The following is a 2,803-nucleotide window of genomic DNA, read 5'->3' on the forward strand; positions in this document are numbered from 1 at the left end:
GTGGCGGAGTCGCACGGCCTGGCGTCGCCGGCCAACCGGGCGGTTGCGACGCTCGCGAGGGAGATTTCCGCCGCCCGGCATGGGACTTCCTGAGGCAGGGCGGACTGCTTAGTACTACTACGCAACTTTGCGCGGCGGGTACGGAGACCCACCGCGCAAAGGCATAAGTTGCGTTGTAGGATTAGTCGCCCGATTTCGGGGCGCTTTGGGGCGCGGGGGGTTCCTTGGGCGGGCCTTCGGGGCGCTGGTCCTTGCCCGGGCGCTCGGCGTCCTGCGGTTTGGGCTCAAGCATCTCTTCGAGGCTATTCCGGACGATTGCTTCGCGCTGGTCGGCGCGCTGGCGAAGTTCCGCGCGGAGGTCGTCGAGTTTCTTTCCGAGGAGGCCGATGTGGGCCTCGCGGGTCGCCAGTTCGGCGTCGAACAGTTTGCCGACCGTCTCGCGGAGTTGGGTTCGGAGGCGGTCGCGTTCGGCCGGATCCTGGGCGGCGCGGAGGCGGTCGGCCAGGTTCCGCGCGAGGAACTGGAGCCGCTTCTCCTCGAGCGCCTTTTGGAAGGCGGCTTCATCGGTCTTCTTGAGGGCCTTGAGTTGGGTGATTTCAAAGCGGAGCCTGCGGCACATCCCGCGAAAGCGGGCGGGCTCCGATTCCCGCATCTGCTGGAGCGCTTCGTGGAGCATCGGCAGGTGCTGCTGGGTGAACCCCAGGACGTCGTTGATGTCCTGGTCGGTGACGTCGCGGAAGATTCCGGGTCCCATCGGCATGTCGCGGGAGCCTTCGCGGTGGGCGTGCTCGCGCGGGCGCTCCGTGAACGGTTTTGGTTTCGGTGTGCCTTCGTCGTGCTTGGGCGGCGTCGTCGCCGACTCGCCGCCGCTTGCCCCCGCGCCGGGCGCCGGATCCTCGGCCGGCGCGCCGCGAGCGGCCGGCGCCATCAGGAGCATCGCGATCAACCCCAGGCTCAGCCAGTGCATGATGGTCTCCTACCGGGCTTAACCTTGAAGTCCGTCCTGGCTCATGAGGTAGTCCAGAAGCAAGCCGGCGTCGTCGAGTTCCAACAGGAGGTTGAGTTCATTCGTGCGGCCGCCGGGGAACAGGTTCTGCGGCTGGGGGGGAGTCGTGCCGTTTTCGGCCAATTGCAATAGTTCGATGGCAGCGGCGATTTCCTGGATGGCCTCCGCCTGGTGGTTGCCGGGCAGGACGGCCGGCGCGGTCGGCTTGGGGAGGTTCAGCACCAGGGCCGCCACAAGCACCGCGGCCGCGGCCGCCACCCAGCCGTACCGCGCGACGAGGGAGATGACGCGCGGCCTCTGGGGTCGGTTCGCCGCCGCCACGCGCAGCCGGCGTTGCAGCGTTTCGAGCATTTCCGGCCTGAGGGCCGGTTCGCGCTCGAGGCGTTCCATCGCCTCCAGGCCGCGCGCGAGAGCGCGAACCTCTCGGCGGCAGGCGTCGCACGACTCCAGGTGCGCCGCGAGGGCGCGGCGCGGGCGGTCGGCGAGTTCCTCCGCCGCGTACCGGACCCACATTTCTTGTTTTGGACAGCGTGTCATGTCTATTCCTCAGGTACGAGTTCGGCCATTTTTTTCAAGGCCCGGTGTGCCCTTGCGAGGACGGTTCCGAGCGGCTCGCCGGTGACCTTGGCAATGTCGTTGAACGCCAACCCGCCGTAGTACCTCAGCAGGAGGACTTCGCGGTCGGGGGCCGGGAGCCGCCGAAGGGCGGCCTCGACCTTCGAGGCGCGTTCGCCGCCGAGGAGTCGGTCCTCCGGCCGGCTCTGGCGTCGAGGCGACGCGGACGCTCGTTCGGGCCAATCCGCGTCGAGGCCGAGGGCCGGTTCAAGAGGCCGGCGCCGGAGCCAGTCGCGTGCGGCGTTCGTCGCAATGCGAAAGAGCCACGCCCGGAACTTCCCCTCCGGGCGATACGTCTCGAAGGCCCGAAAGGCCCGCAGGAGGGTCTCCTGCGTCAGGTCCTCGGCGGTGTCGCGGTTGCCGACCATGCGCACCAGCAGGCCGTAAATCCGCGGCGCGTACGCCACCAGCCGCTGCTCCTCTGCGTCCGAGTCCTTGTCCCGGAGGGCCATTCCTTCCACCTGTCTAAACGCGGCCGAAGGCCGGTTATTGCCGAAGATTGACAGGTCCCGCCCGCGGGGCTATAAGGGCCTCTGCCATGCGAATCCTTGGTCTGGACCTCGGCGAGCGGCGCGTGGGGGCGGCCGTGAGCGACCCCGAAGGCAAAGTCGCCCATCCCCTCGCGCAACTGGAGCCGACGGGACGCCGGGACCTCGTGGCCCAGGTCGCTCGCCTGGTGTCCGAGCACGGCGTCGAGCGCGTCGTGGTCGGCCTGCCGGTGCGCCTGGACGGGACTCTGGGGAAAGAGGCGCGGCGTGCGGAGGCGACGGTCGAGGCGCTCCGCGCCTCGGTCGGCGTGCCGGTGGCGGTGTGGGACGAGCGGTTCTCGACGCGCCGGGCGGACCGGGCGATGCAGGAGGCCGGCCTGTCGGCCGGGCGCCGACGCGGGAAGCGCGACATGGTGGCGGCCACGCTCATCCTCCAGGCCTACCTCGATGCCGGGGCGCCCTTGGCCTGAGTCTGGCTCGGGGCGATCTCCGGGTGGACTTCCATTCCGCGATCGTCCAGGCAGCGATAGGTCGCGTGGTCGATCTGGGAGGCCGGGTCGGAGACGATGGTGATGCGTTTTCCCAGGCGGCTCTGGAGTTCGAGGAGGCCGTCGCGTTTGACGTTGTTCAGGTAGTCGCCGACCTCCGGGTGGAGGCGGACTTCGAGTGTGGCGACGTTTTTCTGGTGGACGAG

5 protein-coding genes are annotated in these 2,803 nt (G+C 69.0%); 1 reads left to right on the forward strand and 4 read right to left on the reverse strand.

The genetic code is table 11. The annotated features are described in order from the left end of the window. Window positions 1-181: 181 nt before the first annotated feature. Genes NTX40_11670 through NTX40_11680 form a run of 3 tightly spaced genes read right to left on the reverse strand, consistent with a single transcriptional unit; the run spans window position 182 to window position 2,073 of the window. Entirely contained in the window at window positions 182-967 is a 786-nt protein-coding gene (locus tag NTX40_11670) for a hypothetical protein (protein ID MCX5649727.1), read from the reverse strand. An 18-nt stretch (window positions 968-985) separates the two neighbouring features. Continuing rightward, window positions 986-1,543, reverse strand: a complete 558-nt coding sequence (locus NTX40_11675) for a zf-HC2 domain-containing protein (GenBank protein MCX5649728.1) — start codon at window positions 1,541-1,543, stop codon at window positions 986-988. A 2-nt stretch (window positions 1,544-1,545) separates the two neighbouring features. Then, window positions 1,546-2,073, reverse strand: coding sequence for a sigma-70 family RNA polymerase sigma factor (locus NTX40_11680; protein MCX5649729.1), 528 nt, complete (start codon window positions 2,071-2,073; stop codon window positions 1,546-1,548). A gap of 86 nt (window positions 2,074-2,159) precedes the next feature. Between NTX40_11680 and ruvX the strand changes: the two genes are divergently transcribed. Beyond that, complete coding sequence (ruvX, locus tag NTX40_11685; GenBank protein ID MCX5649730.1) at window positions 2,160-2,579, forward strand: Holliday junction resolvase RuvX; 420 nt, start codon at window positions 2,160-2,162, stop codon at window positions 2,577-2,579. Here the strand turns inward: ruvX and NTX40_11690 are convergent. Beyond that, a partial coding sequence (locus NTX40_11690; protein ID MCX5649731.1) for a hypothetical protein occupies window positions 2,549-2,803 on the reverse strand: 255 nt, incomplete at its 5' end. The genes ruvX and NTX40_11690 overlap by 31 nt on opposite strands.

It is taken from the genome of Planctomycetota bacterium, assembly GCA_026387035.1.
Lineage (GTDB): Bacteria > Planctomycetota > Phycisphaerae > FEN-1346 > FEN-1346 > JAPLMM01.

Coding starts and splice junctions, on each gene's coding strand:
- NTX40_11670 (MCX5649727.1), bottom strand. CDS start 967: ATGCACTGGCTGAGCCTGGGGTTGATCGCGATGCTCCTGATGGCGCCG.
- NTX40_11675 (MCX5649728.1), bottom strand. CDS start 1,543: ATGACACGCTGTCCAAAACAAGAAATGTGGGTCCGGTACGCGGCGGAG.
- NTX40_11680 (MCX5649729.1), bottom strand. CDS start 2,073: ATGGCCCTCCGGGACAAGGACTCGGACGCAGAGGAGCAGCGGCTGGTG.
- ruvX (MCX5649730.1), top strand. CDS start 2,160: ATGCGAATCCTTGGTCTGGACCTCGGCGAGCGGCGCGTGGGGGCGGCC.